This window comes from Streptomyces liangshanensis, assembly GCF_011694815.1.
GTDB lineage: Bacteria > Actinomycetota > Actinomycetes > Streptomycetales > Streptomycetaceae > Streptomyces > Streptomyces liangshanensis.
Map to the genome: position 1 here is coordinate 6,896,937 of NZ_CP050177.1, position 20,394 is coordinate 6,917,330.

Genomic DNA, 20,394 nt, shown 5'->3' on the forward strand with positions numbered 1-20,394 from the left:
GAGTTCACCGCTTCGAGCGACAGAATTCCACATATCTCGGTGGATCAGCCCCCTGAACGGCACGATAAGTGGCACTCTGGCGCGAAGCACAGTCCGAGCCGCCGGCGCAGCATCAGTTCTGTGCCGAAGTCCGGCCCGGCGGGAAAGGGACAGCGTCGCCATGGCAGACCATCAGGAAGCATCCGTCACCCTGCCGAGTGATGCGGCCTCGGTCCCCGCGGCCCGAAGATTCGTCGCGGACCTTCTCACGGAATGGGGGCTGCCCGGCGAGGCCGATCTGGCGGACACGGTCCGGCTGATCGTCTCGGAGCTCGCGACCAACGCCGTCCAGCACACCTTCGGCCGGTCCCCGACGTTCACCGTGGACGTACGGCTGGAGCGCGACGAGCGGTTGCGGGTCGGCGTCACCGACAGCCACCCGAGGTGGCCGCGGCGGCTGCCCGCCGCGGTGCAGCAGGACAACGGCCGCGGCATGGTCATCATCCGCTCACTGACCGCCGAGTGCGGCGGACGGGTGAGCGTGACCCCCACGGAGGAAGGCGGGAAGACGGTCTGGATCGCGCTGCCCTGGACGGTGCCGGTGCAGAGCTGAGCACACCGTCCCGACAGCTCTCACGACTCCCAGAACTCCGACGGCTCCGGCAACTCCGGTAACCCCGAAGACTCCGAGACATCAGACGGCTCCGAGGGCCCTGTCCCCGCCCCCGCACCGTCCCGGGACCGCGCTCCGTCCGCCCGCCCGGGCCCCGTCAGCCGACCCGGCCGTACCAGACGCTCCTGGACCAGATGCGCTCCAGCCGCACCACGTCCCCGCTCTTCGGCGAGTGCCAGATCTTGCCGCCGCCCGCGTAGATCCCGACGTGGTAGACGCTGCTCCCCGAGTGGAAGAACACCAGATCCCCCTTCTTCCGGCCGGCCGCCGAGATGTGGCGCGTCTTGTTGTACTGCTGCTGGGCGGTACGAGGCAGCTTCTTGCCCGCCTTCTTGTACGAATAGACCGTCAGCCCCGAGCAGTCGAAGCGGCGTGGCCCCGACGCCCCGTACTTGTACGGCGATCCCTTCTTGGAAGCGGCCACCTGGAGCGCCGTCGCCGCGTGCGGCACGGCCTGGGCCTCGGACGCGGCGCCCGGGACCAGCAGCGAACCGCCGACCGCGGCGAGCGTGAGGGCCGAGACGGCCCCCGCCCGGGAGAACACGGACGGGACATGTGTCTGCGCAGTCATGCGCAACCCTTCGTCAGCCGCCTGTGAAGGATGACCTGTCGGGTTCGGGCTGGCGAAGTTGCCCGGCCGCGTCAGCGGCTTCACCCCGAGGGACGACCCTGTGCGGGCCGGCCCGTACTGCTCGGGTCCTCCACTCCTGCCGATCCACTCGTGTCGACCAGGCATCCGGATCGGCGGCAGGACTCGGCGTCCGCCCGGACCGCCCCGCCGCGGTTGGCGGGGGCTTGTCGTCCCAGGGATCTTGACGCGGATCGGAGAGATTTCCGAGGCGAAACGACGATATGTGAATCTCATCACGTCTGACCCATACGGGTGCACGCGAGGGTTTTGGTCCGGACGACGGGGGCCCGACGAGGGTCGCACCTGCGACGGAGTGTCACCTCTCGTTGCGCGTATGGTCACTTTGCGCAACTCACGTCCCCGGTGGTGTCCAGTCGGCTCCTACGCCGAACGGGGGAGGCGTTTCCGTAGGCGCACGCCCGTACGGGAACGCTCCGTCAAGCCGGTTCCCCGGGCGGCATGGTGACGCGTCCCGCGCGGCGCTCCCCGTCGAGCACCCGCAACGCCCGCGCCAGGGTCGCGGCGTGCACCTCCGTCTCGCCCCTGGCGTGCATCTTCGTCAGGGCGTCCCGCAGCTCCACGGCGCGCGCGGGGAGCGCCTGGGCGGCGCGCAACGCGCTGTACGTGTCGTTCTCGCGCGCCGGGTTGATCCGCCCGAGCAGATCCACCACGGACAGGAAGGCGTCGACGAACTCGCCTTCGGCGCGGGTCAGTGCGGGCAGGGGCGGCAGTTCGGGCGGCAGCACGCGCGGGTCACCGCCGGCCCGCCGGGCCGACGAGGCCGGCCGAGGTCTTGCGCGTCCCCACCACGTGGTCGACCAGGCCGTACGCCCGCGCGCCGGCGGCGTCGAAGATCGTGTCCCGCTCCAGGTCGTCCCGTACCCGCTCGGCGCTCTGCCCGGTGTGCTCCGCCAGCAGCGACCCGAGCAGGTCGCGCGTCCGCAGCAGTTCCCCGGCCTGGATCATCAGGTCGGACGGCTGGCCCCGGACGGGTTCGTCGACGCTCGGCTGCTGGAGGACGACCCGCGCGCCCGGCAGTGCCATCCGCTTGCCGGGCGTGCCGGCCGCGAGCAGGACGGCCGCCGTGGAGGCCGCCTGGCCCAGGCACGTCGTCTGCACGTCGCACATGACCGTCCGCATCGTGTCGTAGATGGCGGTCATGGCGCTGACCGAGCCGCCGGGGGAGTTGAGGTAGAGGCAGATGTCCTGGTCGGGCGCCGCGTACTCGAGGTGGAGGAACTGCGCGATGACGTCGTTGACCGCTGTGTCGTCGATGGGGGTGCCGAGGAAGATGATCCGCTCCTCGAAGAGCTTGGAGTACGGGTCGAGCGTGCGGGTCCCGTGGTACGTCCGCTCGTTGAACTCCGGCAGGACGTAGCGGGCGGCATGGCCGTGGCTCACGGGGATCCCCTTCTGTAAAAAATGTACAGGACGTACGTCCCGTACCCTGGGGAGCATGGCCTACGAGATTCCGGTGACGCAAGCCCGGGCGGAGCTAGCCGACCTGATCAACCGCGTCGTGTACGGCGGCGAGCGCGTGGTCGTGACGCGCCACGGGAAGCCGCTGGTGGCGCTGGTGTCCGCCGCTGACCTGGAACAACTGGAGCGGGAGCAGGAGCCGGCCGAGGAGCAGGTGATCACGTCGGTCTCGTCGATCGGGTCCGTGCCGTCCGCTCCGGGCGAACGCGCGCGCTTCGGGATCGCGGCCGAGCTGCGCCGGCCCCACGACGAGCCGCCCCACGGGCGCTGACGGCCGGCCGGGAGGGGGCGGGGCCCGCGGCCGCCGTCGTATACGGCGCTCACCCCCACGGCCCAGCGGAGGGTGTCAGTTAACGCGCCCGAAAAACTTCGGCCTTACGGTGACAGGCCCCAGGGACCCTGGAGCCGGACAGTGAGGTGGAAGCGTGCAACTGACCCCGCACGAGCAGGAACGCCTGCTCATCCATGTGGCCGCGGACGTGGCGGCCAGGCGCAGGGACCGCGGACTGAGGCTCAATCACCCCGAGGCGGTGGCGCTGATCACCTCGCACCTCCTCGAAGGCGCCAGGGACGGCCGTACCGTCGCCGAACTCATGGAGTCGGGGCGCACGGTGCTCGGGCGCGCGGACGTCATGGAGGGGGTCCCCGAGATGATCCACGACGTGCAGGTGGAGGCCACCTTCCCGGACGGCACCAAGCTCGTCACCGTCCACGACCCGATCGTCTGAGGGCGGGACGCCGATGATTCCCGGAGAGATCCTGCACGGCGACGCGCCGATCGTCCTCAACGAGGGCCGCGAGGTCACCCGCCTGACCGTCCTCAACACCGCCGACCGGCCCGTCCAGGTCGGCTCGCACTACCACTTCGCCGAGGCCAACCCGGGGTTGGAGTTCGACCGCGCCGCCGCCCGCGGCAAGCGCCTGCACATCGCCGCGGGCACCGCCGTGCGCTTCGAACCCGGCGTCCCCGTCGCCGTCGCACTCGTCCCCCTCGCCGGTCTGCGGGTCGTCCCCGGCCTGCGCGGCGAGACCGGAGGTCCCCTCGATGACTGAACTCTCCCGTGCCGGGTACGCCGATCTCTTCGGCCCCACCACCGGCGACCGGGTCCGCCTCGCCGACACCGACCTGTTCGTGGAGGTGGAGGAGGACCGCTGCGGCGGACCCGGACGCGCCGGTGACGAGGCGGTGTTCGGCGGCGGCAAGGTGATCCGCGAGTCGATGGGCCAGTCCCGTACCACCCGGGCCGAGGGAGCGCCCGACACGGTGATCACCGGCGCCCTGATCATCGACCACTGGGGTGTCGTCAAGGCCGACCTGGGTATCCGGGACGGCCGGATCACCGGGATCGGCAAGGCCGGCAACCCCGACACCATGGACGGCGTCCACCCCGACCTGGTCATCGGGCCCGAGACCGAGGTCGTCGCGGGCAACGGGAAGATCCTCACGGCGGGCGCGATCGACGCGCACGTCCACTTCATCTCGCCGACCATCGTCGACCAGGCGCTCACCAGCGGCGTCACCACCCTCGTGGGCGGCGGCACGGGACCGGCCGAGGGCACGAAGGCCACCACCGTCACCCCTGGCGCCTGGCACCTCGCCCGGATGTTCGAGGCGCTGGAGACCTTCCCCGTCAACATCGGACTGCTGGGCAAGGGCAACACCATGTCCGGCGACTCCATGCGCGCCCAACTCCGGGGCGGGGCGCTCGGGTTCAAGATCCACGAGGACTGGGGCGCCACCCCCGCCGTCATCGACGCGTGCCTGCGGGTGTGCGAGGAGAGCGGCGCCCAGCTCGCCATCCACACCGACACCCTGAACGAGGCGGGGTTCGTCGGCGACACCCTCGCCGCCATCGCGGGCCGTACGATCCACGCGTACCACACCGAGGGGGCGGGCGGCGGGCACGCCCCGGACATCATCACGGTCGTGAGCGAGCCGTACGTGCTGCCCAGCTCCACCAACCCGACCCGGCCGCACACCGTCAACACCATCGACGAACACCTCGACATGCTGATGGTGTGCCACCACCTCAACCCGGCCGTGCCCGGCGACCTGGCCTTCGCGGAGTCCCGGATCCGGCCCTCCACCATCGCGGCCGAGGACATACTGCACGACCTCGGGGCCATCTCGATCATCTCGTCCGACGCGCAGGCCATGGGGCGGGTCGGCGAGGTGGTCATGCGGACCTGGCAGACCGCGCACGTGATGAAGAAGCGCCGGGGCGCGCTGCCCGGCGACGGCCGCGCCGACAACCACCGGGTGCGGCGGTACGTCGCCAAGTACACGATCAACCCCGCCGTCGCGCAGGGCCTCGACGGCGAGATCGGCTCGGTGGAGACCGGCAAGCTGGCCGACCTGGTGCTCTGGGACCCGGCGTTCTTCGGCGTCAAGCCCCAACTGGTCATCAAGGGCGGGCAGATCGCCTACGCGCAGATGGGCGACGCCAACGCGTCCATCCCCACCCCCCAACCGGTGCTGCCCCGGCCGATGTTCGGCGCGCTGGGGCGGGCCGCGGCGTCGGGCTCGTTCAACTTCGTGGCAGAGGCGGCGATCGAGGACGGGCTGCCGGAACGGCTCGCGCTGGGCAAGAGGTTCGTCCCCATCCGCAACACCCGGGGGCTCAGCAAGGCCGACATGCGGGAGAACGACGCCCGGCCGCGCGTGGAGGTCGACTCCGACACGTTCACGGTCACGATCGACGGCGAACCGGTCGACCCCGCCCCCGCCACGGAACTGCCGCTGGCACAGCGGTACTTCCTGTTCTGACAGCCCCGTCCCGGTCCCCGTCCCCGGAACCGGACCCGACCGACAGGAGCCCCGGATGAGTCGCGCCGCCCTGCTCGTCCTCGCCGACGGACGCTTCCCCGCCGGCGGCCACGCCCACTCCGGCGGGGCGGAGGCCGCCGTCAAGGCGGGGCGGATCCGCGACGCCGGGGACCTGGCCGCGTTCTGCCGGGGCCGGCTCCACACCACGGGACTCACCTCGGCGGCGCTGGCCGCGGCCGCCGCCGGGGGCCTGGACCCGCTCGGCCTGGACGAGGCGGCGGACGCCCGTACGCCCTCACCCGCCCTGCGCGCCACCGCCCGCAGACTCGGCCGTCAGCTGATGCGTGCCGCCCGCGCCACCTGGCCCGGCGCGGAACTCGACGCGCTCGCCGCCGCCCGGCCGCGCGGCGCGCACCAACCCATCGTCCTGGGCCTCACCGCACGCTCCGCCGGACTCACGCCCGCGGACGCCGCGCACTGTGTGGGGTACGAGACGGTCAGCGGCCCGGCCACCGCCGCCGTACGGCTTCTCAGCCTCAACCCCTTTGAGGCGACCGCCGTCCTCGCCCGCCTCGCCCCCGAACTGGACGAGGTCGCGGCCCGGGCCACCGAATACGCGGCGCGGGCGGCGCGAGAGGGCCCGGACGCCCTCCCCGCCGCGTCCGGCCCCTTGGCGGACATCACGGCGGAGTCCCACGCCACCTGGCCGGTCAGACTCTTCGCCTCCTGAACCCCGAGCCGCCCCTTGAGCACCGGCCCCTCACACCGACCTCAGCCCACTGCCCCCTCGGGCCGACCGCGACAACCCGACGCCCACGCCGACCCCGACAACCGGCCCCCACGCCGACCTCAGTCCACGGGCCCCTCGGGCCAACCGCAACAGCCCGACGCCCACGCCGACCGCACCAACCCGACTTCCGCACCGCCCCCGACAACCGGCCCCCAGGCCGATCTCAGCCCACCGGGCCGTCAGGCCGACCGCAACAACCCGACGCCCACGCCGACCGCGACAACCCGACTTCCGCACCGACCCTTGAGCACCGGACCGCCGACCCCGACAACCGGCCCCCATGCCGACCTCCGAGCACCGGACCCCCGCGGACACCAACAACCCGACCCGGCACCCACCCCCGACAACCGTCCCCGCCCTCTCCTCCCCTCCTCCCAGGAACGGGACCAACGCCAAGGAGTCGCCCCATGCACCTCGACCACAGCCTCCCCGGCCCCGCCGCGCTCAGTGCCGACGCCGCGCGGCCCGACGGGACCCGGCGGGCCCTGCGGATCGGCCTCGGCGGGCCCGTCGGGTCCGGCAAGACCGCCACCGTCGCCGCGCTCTGCCGCGCGCTGCGCGACCGGCTCTCCCTCGCCGTCGTCACCAACGACATCTACACCCGCGAGGACGCCGAGTTCCTCCTCCGGCACGCCGTCCTCCCCCCGGAGCGCATCCAGGCCGTCGAGACCGGCGCCTGCCCGCACACCGCGATCCGCGACGACATCTCCGCCAACCTGGAGGCCGTGGAGGACCTGGAGGACGCGGTGGGCCCGCTCGACCTGATCCTCGTCGAGTCCGGCGGCGACAACCTCACCGCGACCTTCTCCAGGGGACTCGTCGACGCCCAGGTCTTCGTCATCGACGTGGCCGGCGGCGACGACATCCCCCGCAAGGGCGGCCCCGGCGTCACCACCGCCGACCTGCTCGTGATCAACAAGACCGACCTCGCGCCGTACGTCGGCTCCGACCTCGGCCGGATGGCCCGCGACGCCAAGGAACAGCGCGGCGAACTCCCGGTCGTATTCACCTCCTTGAGGTCCGGCGAAGAAGGCGTCGAGCCGGTCGCCGCGTGGGTACGGGCGCGCCTCGCGGCCTGGACCGCGTGAGCGTCCGCGCCACCGCCCGGATCGTCGCGACCCGCGAGGGACTCCCCGTCCTCGCGAGCGACGGACCGCTGGCGGTACGCCGTACCCGCGCGACCGGCCCCGGCCCCGACCCCGGACCCGGAACCGGCCGAGGCCCCGGCCACCGCGTCACCGTCGTCGGCGCGATGAGCGCCCCCCTGGGCGGCGACCGGCTCGCCGTCGAGGTCCGCGTCCGCGACGGAGCCCGGCTCACCGTCGACGCCGCCGCCGCCACGATCGCGCTGCCCGGCCGGATCGCGGCGGGCGCGGACACCGCGGAGCCGGCCCACTACGACGTGCGCCTCACCGTGGAGGAGGACGCGGAGCTGCACTGGCTGCCCGAGCAGCTCGTCTCGGCGGCCGGCAGCGACCTCCGGATGCGTACGACCGTCGAACTCGCCGCCACCGCCCGCCTGGTCCTGCGCGACGAACAGATCCTCGGCCGGCACGGCGAGGAGCCCGGCACCCTCCTCACCCGGCTCACCGTCCGCCGCGCCGGCCGCCCCCTCCTCGACCAGGAGCTGCGCCACGGCCCCGGCGCGCCCGGCGGCTGGGACGGCGGAGCGGTCCTCGGCGGACACCGCGCCGTCGGCCAACTAATCGTCGCCGGACCGGAGTTCGAGGAGAAACCGGCGCGTCCCCAGCTGCTCGGCGACACCGCCGTCCTCACCCCCCTCGCCGGACCCGGCGTCCTCGTCACCGCCGTCGCGGCGGACGCCTTGGCCCTGCGCCGCGTGCTCGACGAGGCGCTGAACCTGACCGCGTACCGCTGAACCCGACCCGCGTACCGCTGAGCGGGACCACAGTCACCGGTTATGGGTTAGGTAAAGAATTGGCCATCAGGCCTGTTCTCAGCGGACTCACAGGCGCAAGGATCCCGGGGAGTCCGATCGAACGTGTTGTCGCAGGCAGACAACACATCACACAGGGGGAGGTTCCACTTGAGACGCACAGCAGTGCTCGGCTCGGCCGGCACTCTGCTCGCCGGCGTGCTCATAGCGGGCGCGGTCGCCGCACCGGCGGCCACCGCCGACGGCAGGCAGAACGGCAACTCCGCGTCGTACGGCGCGAAGGTCGCCGCCGACAGGGCGGCCAAGAAGGGCATCGCCTGGGCGGACTGTCCGGCGGACTGGGCGCTGGAGAAGCCCATCCAATGCGGTTACGTGAGCGTCCCGCTGGACTACACGAAGCCGAACGGCAAGCAGATCAAGCTCGCCGTCGACCGCATCGGCAACACCGGCACCAAGGGAGAGCGGCAGGGTTCGCTGCTCTACAACCCGGGCGGTCCCGGCGGTTCCGGCATGGCGTTCCCGCGCCGTGTCGTCACCAAGAACGCCATCTGGGCCGACGCGGCCAAGGCGTACGACTTCGTCGGGTTCGACCCGCGCGGGGTGGGCCGTTCGACGCCCATCTCCTGCATCGACCCGCAGGAGTTCGTCAAGGCGCCCAAGCTCGATCCCGTCCCGCACAGCGAGGCGGAGAAGAAGGCGCAGCGCAAGCTGGCCGCCGCGTACGCGGACGGCTGCCTGAAGCGCAGCGGCTGGATGCTGCCGCAGATGACGACGGCGAACACCGCACGCGACCTGGACGTCATCCGGGCCGCGCTCGGTGACAAGAAGCTGAACTACGTGGGCGTCTCGTACGGCACGTACCTCGGCGCCGTCTACGGCACGCTGTTCCCGACGCACGTGCGGCGCATGGTCGTCGACAGCGTCGTCGACCCGTCGAAGGACAAGATCTGGTACGAGGCCAACCTCGACCAGGACGTCGCCTTCGAGGGCCGGTTCCTGGACTGGAAGAAGTGGGTGGCGCAGAACGACGCGACCTTCCACATCGGCTCCACCGCCACGAAGGTCCAGCAGGCGTACGACAAGCTCCGCGCCGCCGCCAAGAAGGCGCCCTTCGGGGGCCTCGTCGGCCCGGCCGAGCTGGACAGCCTGTTCCAGAGCGCCGCGTACTACGACTCCAGCTGGGTGCCCGTCGCCTCGACCTGGAGCAAGTACCTCGCCGGCGACACCCAGGCGCTCGTCGACGCGGCCGCGCCCGACCTGTCGGACACCAAGGGCAACATCGCCTCGGAGAACGGCAACGCGGTCTACACCGCCGTCGAGTGCACCGACGCGAAGTGGCCCACCAGCTGGCAGAAGTGGGACCGGGACAACACCCGCCTCAACAAGGACTACCCCTTCCTCACCTGGGGGAACGCCTGGTTGAACCTGCCCTGCGCCACCTGGGGCGTCAAGCAGCAGACCCCGGTCGAGGTCCGGACCGGCAAGGGCCTGCCGCCCGTGCTGATCGCGCAGTCCACGCGCGACGCGGCCACGCCGTACCCCGGCGCGGTCGAGCTGCACAAGCGCTTCAAGGGTTCGCGCCTGATCACCGAGAAGGACGCCGGTTCGCACGGCATCACCAACCTGGTGAACCCGTGCATCAACGACCGCGTCAAGGCGTACCTGCTCACCGGCGCGGTGGACAGCAAGGACGTCACCTGCGGCCCCCACGCCACGCCCAAGCCGTAAGGCGACAGGCACGGCCGAAGTGACCGAGTGACCTGAAGAAGGGGCGACCGAACCCACCGGCCGCCCCTTCTCCGTTCCCCTTCCCCCGTCCAAACAGGCGTCACCTGTCCAACCAGGCGTCCTCCGCCGCATAGCCGAAGAGCCCGCCGTACGGGGCGAACTGCGCCGCCAGCTTGGGGAACGCGTCCTCCCACTTGCGCTCCCGCAGCCGCGCGACCAGCCACTCGACCGTCGCCGGGAGCGACTCGGCGTAGCCGGTGACAGGCCGGTAGCCCAACTCCCGTTCGGCGGCGGTCATGTCGTACACGATCGGGTGGGCGCCCGACCATGGTGTCAACCCGACATGACCCACCGGCGGAGGTCCCTCCACCAGGACCGTCCCGCTCTCGTGGCCCATCACCGCGTCGATCGCCCGGCCGATCTCCGCGACGGTCGGCGCCGTGGGGTCCGCGGCGTTGAGCACCCGGGAGCCGGGGCGCAGCGCGGCCAGCCGGATCAGTTCGGCGACGTTGGACGAGTGGACAGGGTGGAAGCGGCTCCTGCCGCCGAACGCGAGGACCCGCCTGCGGCGCCCGTCCAGCGCCCGCTTGACGAAGAACAGCTCGCGGGGGGTGCGGGAGTACGGTCCGTGGATCGCGCCCGCCCGCAGCAGCGTGACCGGCAGCGCCTCGCCGGCCGCGAGCAGGTCGCGTTCCAGCTGGATCTTGCGCGTGGCGTACGTCGCCTCGCCGGGGGCCACGGTCGGCCGTTCTTCCGGGATGGGTACGGGGTAGTGCGGGGCGCCGTCGGCTTCGCCCTGGGTGTCGAAGCCGCGTCCGCGGTCGTCCACGTACACCGCGCCGCTGGAGACCACGACCGCCGAGCCGACGCGGTCCTGGATCGCGGTGAGCTGGCGGGCCTCGGTCCGCCCGTACGCCACCAGGTCCACGAGGACGTCGCAGCCGTCGCCCACCACGGCGGCGAGGGCCGCGTCGTCGCCGCGGTCGAGCCGCACGGCCCGCACGTCCCCCGGCCACTGCTCGTCCCTGCCGCCGCCCAGCGAGGCGGCGACCACCTCCCAGCCGTCCCGCGCGAGCGCCCCCACCGCCTCGCGGCCGATCAGCCCGGCCGCGCCGATCACCACTGCTTTCCCCTGTGTCCCGGTCATGCCCCGACGCTAAGCCGCAGGTCCGCGGGACCCCAGAGGGTTTCGCCGGTGGCGGATCCGCTGTCAGCGGCGTAGGCGGGGGAACTTCTTTGTGCGAGTGGCCTCGGCCTTCGCGGCCTCTGCCTTGACGTCGGCGGCGTAGCGGTCGACGTACTCCTGTCCCGACAGTTCCAGGATCGCGTACATGATCTCGTCGGTGACGGCCCTGATCGCGGCCTTCTGGTCCTCCAGGCCCTCGTACCGCGAGAAGTCCATCGGCTCGCCGAAGCGGATGGTGACCTGCTTGATGCGGGGGACCTTCTGACCGGGGGGCTGGATCTCGAACGTGCCGACCATGGCGCACGGCACCACCGGGGCCCTGCCCTTGATGGCCATCACCGCCACGCCGACCTTGCCCTTGTAGAGGCGTCCGTCGTGCGAGCGGGTGCCCTCCGGGTAGATGCCGAGCAGCTCGTCCTCGGCGAGCACCCCCAGCCCTTCCCGGATCGCCGCCTGCCCGGCCTCCTTGCCCGACCGGTCCACCGGGATCTGGCCGGCGCTGCGGAAGAAGAAGGCGGTCAGCCGCCCCCGGACACCCGGCCCGGTGAAGTACTCGGCCTTCGCGAGGAAGGTGATGCGCCGTTTGAGGATGGCGGGCATCAGGAAGTGGTCCGAGAACGAGAGATGGTTCCCCGCGACGATCGCGGGCCCGTCGGCGGGGATGTGCTCCAGCCCCTCGATCCGGGGGCGGAAGAGCAGCCGCAGCAGGGGCCCGAGGAGCACGTACTTGAGCACGTAATAGAACATGGGATGCGCCCCTCACTGCTCCGACCGGCCCCAGGGCGGCATTGCCCCAGGTCAGCGGGTGCCCCGGCGGGGGCCAGTGTATGCGCCCCCGCCCGCCCGTGAAAGCGTGCGCGACACGGCCGGTGAAGGGGGCGGCGCGGCCGCCGTGGCGGGACGTGAAAGCACCGGATGTTCTGGTCTACGGTGAGTCTCATGGACGAACAGGGCGAGCACTTCGACGTCGTCGTACTCGGAGCCGGGCCGGGTGGTTACGTGGCCGCCATCCGGGCCGCGCAGCTGGGCCGGAGCGTCGCGGTCGTGGAGAAGAAGTACTGGGGCGGTGTCTGCCTCAACGTGGGTTGCATCCCCACCAAGGCGCTGTTGCGCAACGCCGAGCTGGCACACATCGTCACGCGGGAGGCGAAGACCTTCGGCATCCGGTTCGACGGCGAGGTGTCCTTCGACTACGGCGAGGCGTTCCGGCGCAGCCGCCGGGTGGCGGACGGCCGCGTCAAGGGCGTCCACTACCTGATGAAGAAGAACGGGATCACCGAGGTCGACGGGCACGGCGCCTTCGCCGACCCCCACACCCTCCACGTGACGCAGGCGGACGGCAGCGTCCGGGTCATCGGGTTCGACAACTGCGTGATCGCCACGGGCGCCTCCACCCGCCTGCTCCCCGGGACGGCCGTCAGCGACCGGGTGGTCACGTACGAGGAGCTCATCCTCAGCGACGAGCTGCCCGGGTCGATCGTGATCGCCGGGGCCGGCGCGATCGGCATCGAGTTCGCGTACGTCCTGCGCAACTACGGCGTCCAGGTGACGATGGTCGAGTTCCTGGACCGGCTTGCGCCCCTGGAGGACGCGGACATCTCCGCCGAACTGGCCAAGCGCTACCGCGCGTTGGGCATCGAGGTCCTCACCTCCACCCGCGTCGACCGGATCGACGAGTCCGGGCCGCGCGTCCAGGTCACGGTCACCGCGAAGGACGGGACGTCCCAGGTCCTGGAGACCGACAAGGTCCTCCAGGCCGTCGGATTCGTGCCGAACGTCGACGGGTACGGCCTGGAGACCACCGGGGTCGCCCTCACCGAGCGCGGCGCCATCGACGTCGACGGCCGCTGCCGGACCTCCGTGCCGCACATCTACGCCATCGGCGACGTGACCGCCAAGCTGATGCTCGCGCACGCCGCCGAGGCGATGGGGGTCATCGCGGCCGAGACCCTCGCCGACGCGGAGACCATGGAACTCGACTACGTCATGATCCCGCGCGCCACCTACTGCCAGCCGCAGATCGCCAGCTTCGGCTGGACGGAGGCGCAGGCGCGCGAGCGCGGCTTCGACGTCAAGGTGGCCACCTTCCCGTTCACCGCGAACGGGAAGGCGCACGGCCTCGGGGACGCGAAGGGCTTCGTGAAGCTGCTCAGCGACGCGCGGCACGGGGAGATCATCGGGGCGCACATGATCGGCCCCGACGTCACCGAGTTGCTCCCCGAACTGACCCTGGCGCAGAAGTGGGACCTCACGGTCCACGAAGTCGCGCGCAACGTGCACGCCCACCCGACACTGGGCGAGGCCATCCAGGAAGCGGTCCACGGCCTGTCCGGGCACATGATCAACCTGTAGTGGCCCACGCGCTGCCGCGCCTCACCTCACCCCGCGCGCCGCCGCACCTCAGCCCGCCACCGACCGCGCGACGCGGAACCCCACGTCGTCGATCCGGAAGGTCGGGTGGCTGCGGCGGCGCACCGAGGCGCGGCAGCTCCAGTGCTCGTCGAACCACCCGCCGCCCCGGAGCACCCGGTACGAGGCGTAGACCTCGGCGTCGTAGACGTCCCAGCACCACTCCCACACGTTGCCCAGCATGTCGTGCAGCCCCCACGCGTTGGGTTCCCTGCCGCCCACCTCGTGCACGCGGTCGGCCGAGTTGCCGCGGTGCCACGCGATGTCGTCGAGCGGCCCGTACCGCGCGTCGGTGGTGCCCGCCCGGCACGCGTGCTCCCACTCGGCCTCGGTCGGCAGCCGGTACCCGTCGGCGGTGGTGTCCCACACGGGCGTCCCCGACTCCTCACCGCCGGGCGGCAGTTCGTACGCCGGCGTCAACCCCTCCTTCCGCGAACGGGCGTTGCAGTAGCGGACCGCGTCCCACCACGACACCCCCTCGACGGGGAGCAGTTCGCCCCGCGCGGTGCTCGGGGCGTGGCCGGTGACCTCGGCGTACGACGCCTGCGTGACCGCGCACACCCCGAGCCGGTACGGCGCCACCTCGACCGGCCAACTGCGTTGGGTCCGTCGGTCGGACAGCGTCACCCGTCCCGGTGGCACGGCCGTCGTCTCGTGTCGCGCGCTGGTGTCCATGACGAGACGATCCCAGACCCGCCGGACGGCCGCCGAGGCCACCCCGGCCCGAACACCCCGCCGCCCGCGGTCAGTCGAGGTGGAACACCTCCTCCGCCGGCGCCCACCACTCGCCCTCCGCCGCGTCCTCCACGGGCTGCTGGCAGGGGTCGGTGCGCGTCCACCACTCCCGGGTGACCGGATCCTCGGCGATCGAGGCCATGTCGGCCTCGTAGTCGTCCCCCGTGTACTCCAGGTAGCTGAAGAGCACCCCGGCGCGCAGGAAGATCGAGTAGTTGGTGATGTGCGCACGCCTCAGCGCCGCCAACACCCCCGGCCAGGCCGCCGCGTGCAGGGCGCGGTACTCGGCCTCCTTCTCCGGGCGCAGGCGGATGACCGAGGCGAATCGGCGCGTGGTGGGCTGGGGCACGGCCCGTCCTCCCAAGGTGCGGTGGCGGTGGTTCCGGCGGTGGTTCTCACCGGCCCGATCCGATTGATCTGGTTCATCGGGCTGGATGGACCCTATGTACCGGCGGCCCAACAGGCAACGGTTCTGACACGCATGGGCGTTTTGGGCGGATTGCTCGATCGAATCAGCCAGCCGTCGAACAGAGTTTGGCGCAAACCTTCCCTTCGCTCCGCGCCGGTGTCATAGTGACCGCGCCGATAGATCTGATTCATCTGAACTTGAGGAGGTTGCGTGGTGTCAGGCCCAGCCGGTCCCGCGTCCGGTGGTACGGACGACACGTCCGACCGCTATCGCCCGGGGTACGAACTCGTCGCCGAGCAGCTGCTGAACTACATCGCCGAGCGGAACCTGCTTCCCGGTGAGCGGCTGCCGACCGAGAAAGGCCTGGCGGAGATCCTCGGGGCCACCCGCAACGTGACCCGCGAGGCCGTCAAGGTCCTCGCGGCCATCGGCCGGCTGAGCGTCCGCAGGGGGGCCGGCATCTTCGTGGCGTCCTCGCCGGGCGCGCTGGGCGACGACCGGTTCCTCGCCCACTTCCGGCCGACCAGCATGGAACACGTCCTCATGCTGCTCGACTACCGCCGGCTCATCGAGTCCGAGACGGCGCAGCGGGCGGCGACCCTGGCCACCCCGATCGAGGTCCGGGCGATCCGCGAGGCGGCGCACACCTCGCTGGAGGCGGGCAAGGCGGACGACATCGAGTCGTTCGGCCGGGCGGACGAGCTGTTCCACGACGCCGTCGGCATCGCGGCCCACAACGTCTTCCTGCGTTCCAGCGTGGCCAACATCCGCAGCTTCGCCGCGCAGTCGGACGTCCTGCTCTTCCACGGCGACGTACCGGGCTCCCTCCAGATCGCGGGAGCGCAGCACCTCGCCATCGCCGAGGCCATCGGCGCGGGCGACGCGGAATCCGCGGTCCGCCTCATGGCCGAGCACATCGCCACCACCCAGACCCAGTTCGAACGCAAGATCCGCGACCGGCTCTTCAACCAGCCGGAACACCCCACCACCCCGGCGGCCACCTCGCCGCCGGCGGAGGAAAGACCTCAGACTTCGGCCTCGTAGAAAGACGTCGCCCGGACGACGCCCCGCGGAGGACGTCCCCTGAAGGACATCCCGGGGCGGACATCCGCCGGACGACACGCGCAGGCCGCCGAGAACCCCGCAGGAACGACCCGGAGCACCCCTCCGGCACCCGTACGCCACCACCCCATTCGTCCCTGGTAGTCGATTGGAATTTCAGTGTCGAAATTTCCCGGCACTCTCCGCGGTGTGAAGCGGAGAGTCACCCTCCTCACCGGCCTGGCGCTGGTCGCCACCCTGGCGACGCCCGCGGGCCTCGCCTCGGCCGGCACGGCGAAGTCCTCGCCGTCCGCCCTCAAGATCTACGTCTCGCCGAACAAGGGCCGCGACGCCGGGTCCGGCACGGCCTCGCACCCGTACAAGACCCTGACGCACGCCAGGGACCAGGTGCGCGAGCTCAACGACAGGATGAAGCGTGACATCGATGTCGTGCTGCTGGACGGTACGTACCAGCTCACCGACACCTTCACCCTGACGAGCGCGGACTCCGGGACCAACGGGCACACCATCACGTACGAGGCCGCGCCCGGCGCCCACCCCGTGTTCAGCGGCGGCACGTCCGTGACCGGCTGGACGGTCGCCGACGCCGCGAAGAACGTCTACAAGGCGCACGTCGGCGACATCGACACCCGCCAGCTGTACGTGAACGGCGAACTGGCCACCCGCGCCCGCGGCGCCAAGGACCCCTCCGGCTTCACCAAGACCGCGACCGGCTACAAGGTCACGGACACGAGCCTCGCCGGCTGGAAGAACCAGTCCGACATCGAGGTCGCCAGCCGCTGGGGCTGGAAGCTCATGCGCTGCCCGGTCGACTCGATCGTGGGCACCACGGTGACGATGCAGCAGCCGTGCTGGAACAACGCCAACCTCCAGCAGGGCCAGGAGATCACCAACCCGACCTGGCTGGAGAACGCCCGGGAGCTGCTGGACGCCCCGGGGGAGTGGTACCTGGACAAGAGCGCCGGTGACCTCTTCTACATACCCAAGGCCGGCCAGGACCTCGCCACCGCGAAGGTGACCGTGCCGCGCGTCGAGGGCCTCGTGGACCTGAACGGCACCCTCACCAAGCCGGTCACGGGCGTCACGTTCAAGGGCATCACGTTCTCCTACTCGACGTGGCTCGCGCCCAGCTCGGACGACGGACTCATCGAGGGCCAGGCGGGCTTCCGCATGGTCGGCAAGGACAACCCGACCTTCGACTCCACCCGGCTGCACTGGCAGAAGACGCCCGGCGCGGTCAACGTGAGCTACGGCCACGACGTGTCGTTCCAGGACAACACCTTCACGCACCTCGGCGCGGTCGGCCTGAACCTCAACACCGGCACGCAGGGCACCACGATCACCGGCAACGTCTTCAAGGAGATCGCCGGGACGGGCATCCAGATCGGTGGCACCGACGTCATCGACCACCACCCGAGCGACCTCCGGTCGATCGTCAGGAACACCACGGTCAGCAACAACGTGGTCACCAACGTGGCGGACCAGTACACCGGTTCGCTGGGCATCATGGCGAGCTACACCGACCACACCGTCATCACGCACAACAAGGTCTACGACCTCCCGTACAGCGGGATCTCCCTCGGCTGGGGCTGGGGCCTCACTGACAAGGGCGGTGACACCAACTACCCCGGCAACTCGGGCGTCCCGGTCTACGACACACCGACGCCCGCCAAGAACAACGTCATCAGTGACAACGAGATCAGCGACATCATGAAGCTCCAGGCCGACGGGGGTGCCATCTACACACTGAGCTCCAACCCCGGCAGCGTCGTCTCGGGCAACTACATCAAGGGCATCCCCGGGCCCGCCTACGGGGCGATCTACCACGACGAGGGAAGCCAGTACTTCCACACGACGCAGAACGCGCTCTGCGACGTCACGTACCAGTGGCTGTTCATGAACCACGGCCTGGACATCGACGCCGACCGCAACTTCACCACCCAGCCCACCTACTCGACCCAGGCGAACACCATCGGCTCCTCCATAGCCGACAACACCAAGGTCGACAGCTGCGCCCAGCTGCCCGCCTCGATCATCGAGAACGCCGGGCTCCAGCCCCAGTACCGCCACCTGGACCCCGACCCCGCCACCACGGACCGTACGGCGCCCACCGCGCCCGGCACCCCGACCGCGAAGGCCGGCTTCCCGACCGTCACGGACCTCAGCTGGGCCGCGTCGCAGGACAAGACCGGAGTCACCGGGTACGCGGTGTACCTGGACGGCAAGGTCGTTAGCGCCTCGGCCGAGCCCACCGCCCGCGTCAGCGGCCTCACCGCCGGCAAGAAGTACACCTTCACGGTGACCGCACGTGACGCGGCGGGCAACGAGTCCAAGGCGAGCAGGCCCGTCGTGGTGACCATGCCGGCCGGCGTCAACATCGCCAAGGACAAGGCCGTCACGGTCTCCTCGTACTCCGACCCGAACATCCCGAAGCTCGCGGTCGACGGTGATCTCTCCACCCGCTGGGCCCAGGGCATCGGTCTTCCGGACCCCTCCTGGATCCAGGTCGACCTGGGCGCCCAGTACGACCTGACCGGCGCGATCACGACCTTCGAGAAGGCGAGCGGCTACAAGTACCGCGTGCAGGTCTCCCCGGACGAGGAGCACTGGGTCACCTTGGAGGACCACACCGCCTCGCCCACCACCGAGGCGACGAACTACTCCTCCGCCGCCAAGCCCACCGCCGGCCGCTACCTGCGGCTCACGGTCACCGGCTCCAACTACAGCGGCGGCAGCATCTACGAGATCCAGGCGTACGGCACCGTCCAGCCGCCCAGCACCGACACCCAGGCCCCGGCCGCGCCCGCCGCGCCGAAGCTCACCCCGCTGGTCCCCGGCACCGCCGACCTCACCTGGACCGCCCCCGCCGACAACGTCGGCGTCGCCACCTACGAGGTGTTCCAGGACGGCAAGCGCATCGCGATCACCGACCGGACGAGCCTGCGGCTCACCGATCTGACCTCCGGCCAGAAGTACAGCTTCACGGTGGTCGCCGTGGACGGCGCGCTCAACGCCTCGGCGCCGAGCCCCGCCGCCGACGTGACCCTGCCGGCCTACGTCAACCTGGCCCTGAACAAGCCGGTCACGGTGTCCTCGTACTCCGAGCCCAACACCCCCGGGCTCGCCGTCGACGGTGACCTCTCCACCCGCTGGGCCCAGGGCCTCGGCCTCCCGGACCCGTCCTGGATCCAGGTCGACCTGGGCAAAACCGCCTCGGTCTCGGGCGTGGTCACCACGTTCGAGCTCCAGAACGGCTACAAGTACCGGATCGAGTACTCCACCGACGGCAACGCCTGGTCGACGCTGGAGGACCACACCGGCACGGCCACCTCGGAGCGGACGAACACCTCCCTCCCCGCGGCACCGGTCTCCGCCCGCTACCTGCGGCTCACGGTCACCGGGTCCAACTGGAACGGCGGCAGCCTGTACGAGCTCCAGGCGTACGGCGACTTCTGATCCCGAGGGGGAGACGGGCGCCCCGCCCGTCTCCCCCTCCCACCGAAACGAAAGCCAGTATGAAGATCACGCATGTGGAAGCCCATCCGATCCGGGTCCCGGCCGCGGACCCGCCGTTCAGCTGGCGGCAGGGGCTGGCCGGCAGCCCCGCCGTCGGTGACGGCGCGGTCCTGCGGATCGGCACCGACGAGGGCGCCGAGGGAGTGGCGGTGTTCGCGAGACCCGGCGCGGCCGTCCTTCTCGCCGACCTCGTCGACCGGGTGTTCCGGGACGAACTCCTCGGCCAGGACCCGTTCCGGCGGGAGTGGCTCTGGCACCGCGTCTGGGAACTGGACCGCATCCACGAGCTGCCCCTCCCCGCGTTCGGCCTGATCGACATCGCCCTGTGGGACCTCGCGGGACGCGTGAGCGACCAGCCCGTCTGGCAGCTCCTCGGCGGATTCCGCGACGCGATACCCGCGTACGCCTCCACCACCACCTTCGCGACCACCGAGGAGTTCCTCGACGTCGCGGACCAGTGCCTGGAGCTGGGCTACCAGGGCATCAAGCTGCACGCCTGGGGCGACGCCCGCAAGGACGCCGCGCTCTGCCTGGCACTGCGCGAACACGTCGGGAGCGACGTCCCGCTGATGTACGACGGGTCGGCCGGCTTCGACCTGCCCGACGCCATCCACCTGGGCCGCGCCCTCTCCGAGGCCGACTACCTCTGGTACGAGGAGCCGATGCGCGAGTTCAGCGTCGGCGCCTACCGGCGGCTCGGGCAGGCGGTCTCCGTCCCGCTCCTCGTCGCCGAGACCTCGGACGGCGCGCACATGAACTCCGCCGACTTCATCGCCTCGGGGGCGGCGACCTTCGGCGTACGCACGGGGACCACCCTGCGCGGGGGCATCACCGGAGCGATGCGTACGGCCCATCTCGCCGACGCGCACCTGCTCCGCGCCGAGGTGCACGGCTCGGACATCCCGAACCACCACCTCTGCATGGCGATCTCCAACACCACCTACTACGAGTCGCTGGTCACCAAGGCGACGGTGACCCGCGAACGCCACGTGGACGCGCACGGCCTCGTCCACGCACCCACCGGCCCGGGGATCGCCTTGCCGCTCGACTTCGAGTACGGCAGCGAGCTCCACCCCTTCGTCGAGAACCACTCGTGATCCACGTGACACACGTAAGAAAGCAGAAAGGCAGGA

At 71.1% G+C, this 20,394-nt stretch carries 20 protein-coding genes and 1 riboswitch; of the genes, 13 read left to right on the top strand and 7 right to left on the bottom strand.

Features of this window, described 5'->3' with window-relative positions:
* Window positions 1-160: 160 nt before the first annotated feature.
* Complete coding sequence (locus HA039_RS29990; RefSeq protein ID WP_167034594.1) at window positions 161-592, top strand: ATP-binding protein; 432 nt, start codon at window positions 161-163, stop codon at window positions 590-592.
* A 157-nt stretch (window positions 593-749) separates the two neighbouring features.
* On the opposite strand, the gene HA039_RS29995 is transcribed toward HA039_RS29990, so the two are convergent.
* From HA039_RS29995 to HA039_RS30005, 3 genes are all read right to left on the bottom strand, one after another.
* Entirely contained in the window at window positions 750-1,223 is a 474-nt protein-coding gene (locus HA039_RS29995; protein WP_167034596.1) for a C40 family peptidase, read from the bottom strand.
* Window positions 1,224-1,226: 3 nt separating this feature from the next.
* Window positions 1,227-1,409: riboswitch (cyclic di-AMP (ydaO/yuaA leader) on the bottom strand.
* A gap of 311 nt (window positions 1,410-1,720) precedes the next feature.
* Window positions 1,721-2,029 carry a hypothetical protein gene (locus HA039_RS30000; RefSeq protein WP_167034598.1) on the bottom strand — a complete coding sequence of 103 codons (309 nt, stop codon included), beginning with the start codon at window positions 2,027-2,029 and terminating at the stop codon, window positions 1,721-1,723.
* Between the two features lie 7 nt (window positions 2,030-2,036).
* Window positions 2,037-2,684, bottom strand: a complete 648-nt coding sequence (locus HA039_RS30005) for an ATP-dependent Clp protease proteolytic subunit (protein WP_243869821.1) — start codon at window positions 2,682-2,684, stop codon at window positions 2,037-2,039.
* Between the two features lie 55 nt (window positions 2,685-2,739).
* Between HA039_RS30005 and HA039_RS30010 the strand changes: the two genes are divergently transcribed.
* The 8 genes from HA039_RS30010 to HA039_RS30045 all read left to right on the top strand — a co-directional run bounded on the left by HA039_RS30010 (window position 2,740) and on the right by HA039_RS30045 (window position 9,944).
* Complete coding sequence (locus tag HA039_RS30010) at window positions 2,740-3,033, top strand: type II toxin-antitoxin system Phd/YefM family antitoxin (protein WP_167034602.1); 294 nt, start codon at window positions 2,740-2,742, stop codon at window positions 3,031-3,033.
* Between the two features lie 154 nt (window positions 3,034-3,187).
* Entirely contained in the window at window positions 3,188-3,490 is a 303-nt protein-coding gene (locus HA039_RS30015) for an urease subunit gamma (protein ID WP_167034604.1), read from the top strand.
* A 13-nt stretch (window positions 3,491-3,503) separates the two neighbouring features.
* A complete protein-coding gene (locus tag HA039_RS30020; protein WP_167034606.1) occupies window positions 3,504-3,815 on the top strand; it encodes an urease subunit beta in 312 nt (103 codons plus the stop codon).
* Window positions 3,808-5,529: an urease subunit alpha gene (locus HA039_RS30025; RefSeq protein ID WP_167034608.1), complete on the top strand. Its 1,722-nt coding sequence runs from the start codon at window positions 3,808-3,810 to the stop codon at window positions 5,527-5,529. The genes HA039_RS30020 and HA039_RS30025 overlap by 8 nt, the downstream gene beginning before the upstream one ends.
* Window positions 5,530-5,584: 55 nt before the next feature.
* On the top strand, window positions 5,585-6,259 hold the full coding sequence (locus HA039_RS30030) for an urease accessory protein UreF (protein WP_167034610.1): 675 nt from the start codon (window positions 5,585-5,587) through the stop codon (window positions 6,257-6,259).
* A gap of 467 nt (window positions 6,260-6,726) precedes the next feature.
* Window positions 6,727-7,407 carry an urease accessory protein UreG gene (ureG, locus tag HA039_RS30035; protein ID WP_167034612.1) on the top strand — a complete coding sequence of 227 codons (681 nt, stop codon included), beginning with the start codon at window positions 6,727-6,729 and terminating at the stop codon, window positions 7,405-7,407.
* Window positions 7,404-8,198, top strand: a complete 795-nt coding sequence (locus tag HA039_RS30040; protein ID WP_167034614.1) for an urease accessory protein UreD — start codon at window positions 7,404-7,406, stop codon at window positions 8,196-8,198. The genes ureG and HA039_RS30040 overlap by 4 nt, the downstream gene beginning before the upstream one ends.
* Window positions 8,199-8,366: 168 nt before the next feature.
* Complete coding sequence (locus tag HA039_RS30045; RefSeq protein WP_167034616.1) at window positions 8,367-9,944, top strand: alpha/beta hydrolase; 1,578 nt, start codon at window positions 8,367-8,369, stop codon at window positions 9,942-9,944.
* 100 nt (window positions 9,945-10,044) lie between these two features.
* Here HA039_RS30045 and HA039_RS30050 read toward each other — a convergent pair whose 3' ends face one another.
* Together HA039_RS30050 and HA039_RS30055 are read right to left on the bottom strand one after the other, a co-directional pair.
* Complete coding sequence (locus tag HA039_RS30050; protein WP_167037818.1) at window positions 10,045-11,064, bottom strand: NAD-dependent epimerase/dehydratase family protein; 1,020 nt, start codon at window positions 11,062-11,064, stop codon at window positions 10,045-10,047.
* Between the two features lie 90 nt (window positions 11,065-11,154).
* The gene (locus HA039_RS30055) at window positions 11,155-11,877 is read right to left on the bottom strand and encodes a lysophospholipid acyltransferase family protein (protein ID WP_167034618.1); all 723 of its coding nucleotides are present in this window, start codon (window positions 11,875-11,877) and stop codon (window positions 11,155-11,157) included.
* Between the two features lie 192 nt (window positions 11,878-12,069).
* Here HA039_RS30055 and lpdA point away from each other — a divergent pair, with 192 nt between their 5' ends.
* Window positions 12,070-13,482, top strand: coding sequence for a dihydrolipoyl dehydrogenase (gene lpdA, locus HA039_RS30060; RefSeq protein ID WP_167034620.1), 1,413 nt, complete (start codon window positions 12,070-12,072; stop codon window positions 13,480-13,482).
* A 48-nt stretch (window positions 13,483-13,530) separates the two neighbouring features.
* Here the strand turns inward: lpdA and HA039_RS30065 are convergent, their stop codons facing one another.
* Both HA039_RS30065 and HA039_RS30070 read right to left on the bottom strand, forming a co-directional pair.
* Window positions 13,531-14,214, bottom strand: a complete 684-nt coding sequence (locus HA039_RS30065; RefSeq protein WP_167034622.1) for a formylglycine-generating enzyme family protein — start codon at window positions 14,212-14,214, stop codon at window positions 13,531-13,533.
* A 70-nt stretch (window positions 14,215-14,284) separates the two neighbouring features.
* The gene (locus HA039_RS30070) at window positions 14,285-14,623 is read right to left on the bottom strand and encodes an L-rhamnose mutarotase (RefSeq protein WP_243869822.1); all 339 of its coding nucleotides are present in this window, start codon (window positions 14,621-14,623) and stop codon (window positions 14,285-14,287) included.
* Window positions 14,624-14,893: 270 nt separating this feature from the next.
* Between HA039_RS30070 and HA039_RS30075 the strand changes: the two genes are divergently transcribed.
* From HA039_RS30075 to HA039_RS30085, 3 genes are all read left to right on the top strand, one after another.
* Complete coding sequence (locus HA039_RS30075) at window positions 14,894-15,727, top strand: FadR/GntR family transcriptional regulator (RefSeq protein WP_243869824.1); 834 nt, start codon at window positions 14,894-14,896, stop codon at window positions 15,725-15,727.
* A gap of 207 nt (window positions 15,728-15,934) precedes the next feature.
* Entirely contained in the window at window positions 15,935-19,201 is a 3,267-nt protein-coding gene (locus tag HA039_RS30080) for a discoidin domain-containing protein (protein ID WP_341830043.1), read from the top strand.
* Between the two features lie 59 nt (window positions 19,202-19,260).
* Window positions 19,261-20,358 (top strand): enolase C-terminal domain-like protein, encoded by a 1,098-nt coding sequence (locus HA039_RS30085; RefSeq protein ID WP_167034624.1) that lies wholly within the window; start codon window positions 19,261-19,263, stop codon window positions 20,356-20,358.
* Window positions 20,359-20,394: the final 36 nt, after the last annotated feature.

Coding starts and splice junctions, on each gene's coding strand:
- HA039_RS30065 (WP_167034622.1), bottom strand. CDS start 14,214: ATGGACACCAGCGCGCGACACGAGACGACGGCCGTGCCACCGGGACGG.
- ureG (WP_167034612.1), top strand. CDS start 6,727: ATGCACCTCGACCACAGCCTCCCCGGCCCCGCCGCGCTCAGTGCCGAC.
- HA039_RS30055 (WP_167034618.1), bottom strand. CDS start 11,877: ATGTTCTATTACGTGCTCAAGTACGTGCTCCTCGGGCCCCTGCTGCGG.
- HA039_RS30025 (WP_167034608.1), top strand. CDS start 3,808: ATGACTGAACTCTCCCGTGCCGGGTACGCCGATCTCTTCGGCCCCACC.
- HA039_RS30085 (WP_167034624.1), top strand. CDS start 19,261: ATGAAGATCACGCATGTGGAAGCCCATCCGATCCGGGTCCCGGCCGCG.
- lpdA (WP_167034620.1), top strand. CDS start 12,070: ATGGACGAACAGGGCGAGCACTTCGACGTCGTCGTACTCGGAGCCGGG.
- HA039_RS30010 (WP_167034602.1), top strand. CDS start 2,740: ATGGCCTACGAGATTCCGGTGACGCAAGCCCGGGCGGAGCTAGCCGAC.
- HA039_RS29990 (WP_167034594.1), top strand. CDS start 161: ATGGCAGACCATCAGGAAGCATCCGTCACCCTGCCGAGTGATGCGGCC.
- HA039_RS30030 (WP_167034610.1), top strand. CDS start 5,585: ATGAGTCGCGCCGCCCTGCTCGTCCTCGCCGACGGACGCTTCCCCGCC.
- HA039_RS29995 (WP_167034596.1), bottom strand. CDS start 1,223: ATGACTGCGCAGACACATGTCCCGTCCGTGTTCTCCCGGGCGGGGGCC.
- HA039_RS30020 (WP_167034606.1), top strand. CDS start 3,504: ATGATTCCCGGAGAGATCCTGCACGGCGACGCGCCGATCGTCCTCAAC.